Annotated in this window: 2 protein-coding genes; one reads left to right on the top strand and one right to left on the bottom strand. The window is 32.6% G+C overall.

Annotation, left to right across the window (positions count from 1 at the left end; all coding sequences use genetic code 11):
* Positions 1-67: 67 nt before the first annotated feature.
* The gene (locus AC3ATN_RS02245) at positions 68-523 is read left to right on the top strand and encodes a DinB family protein (RefSeq protein WP_487531600.1); all 456 of its coding nucleotides are present in this window, start codon (positions 68-70) and stop codon (positions 521-523) included.
* Here AC3ATN_RS02245 and AC3ATN_RS02250 read toward each other — a convergent pair.
* The coding region (locus AC3ATN_RS02250) for a YpdA family putative bacillithiol disulfide reductase (protein ID WP_487531601.1) at positions 520-1455 on the bottom strand (936 nt) is incomplete at its 5' end. The two genes, AC3ATN_RS02245 and AC3ATN_RS02250, sit on opposite strands and share 4 nt — an antisense overlap.

Consider the following 1455-nt stretch of genomic DNA (forward strand, 5'->3'; position numbering starts at 1 on the left):
AATATACTATACCAAGTATTAGCTTAAAGCATCATAAGTAGATTGTAGATAATCACATTTTCAAATTATGGAATCACAAAGATCAATACTTTATCATAACAGAAAGATATTTTATAAATTCTTAACCGGTTATTCAATTGAGCAACTTAACTCTGTGCCTAAAGGTTTTAATAATTCTATTTTCTGGAATATAGCGCACTGTATTGTTGTTCAGCAAAGATTAATGTATTTACTATCCGGAAATAAAATCCACATTGATAAAGCGTGGGTTGAAAACTATGATAAAGGAACTTTTCCAAAAATCCCAGCAACACTTAAAGACCTTGAGGAGATTAAAAAACTGCTCTTCTCAACTATAGAGATGCTTGATAAAGATATTCAAGAAGGTATTTTTGAAAAATTTAATGATTTTACAACCTCAACAAATCAAAAAATAGACAGTTTTTCTTCTGCATTTTCGTTCACTTTATTTCACGACGGAATACATTTAGGAAGTATTTTGGCGATACGAAAATTTGTTTAGCTGTTAATAATGCTATTAACTATTTTAGGAGCATGTTCTCTAGAGTTTTCAATAAACCACTTGTTAGTTTTGAGTCCTCCACACACTACCCCGGCTAAGTAAACACCTGGAACGTTGGATTCCATGGATTTGTTATTATAAACAGGTGTTCTGTGTTCGTCTTTTTGAAACTCGACTCCTAAACTTTCAATTAATTTAAAATTTGGTTGGTAGCCGGTCATTGCTAAAACAAAATCATTTTTGATTGAAATTTCCTTTCTTGGGGTTTCAATTAAAATCGTATCTGTGGTTATTTTTTTAACATTTGACTCAAAATGTGCCTTGATGCTTCCTTCGTTTATCCTGTTAACTATATCCGGTCTTGCCCAGTATTTAACATTTTCCCCAATTTCTTTTTCTCTAATAATCATAGTAACACTTTTTGCTCCTTTTCTATATGTTTCAAGAGCAGCATCTACCGCAGAGTTCGCAGATCCTATAATCGCAAGATCCATTCCGAAGTATGGGTGGGGTTCGGAATAATAATGTTTTACTTTTGATAAATTTTCTCCAGGAATATTTAGAAGGTATGGAAAATCATAAAACCCTGTTGCAATAATTACTGATTTAGATAGGTAGTTATTTTTTTTTGTTGTCAGTTCAAATGTTCCTTCAGACTTAATAATGGAAGTAATTTCTTCATATAAATTTACGTTTATTTTTTTGCTTGTAGTTACCCTTCTATAATATTCTAACGCTTCTGCCCTTGTGGGTTTGGGCTGTTGAGATATAAAGGGTACTTGCCCAATTTCTAGCCTGTCCGACGTTGAGAAAAAGGTCATATTTAATGGGTAATTAAAAATGGAATTCACTAGAGTTCCCTTTTCTATTATGGAATAATCAAGTCCTTTTTCTTTAGCCGAAATACCACAAGCAAGCCCTATCGGTCCAGC

This window comes from Candidatus Marivariicella sp., from assembly GCF_983056325.1.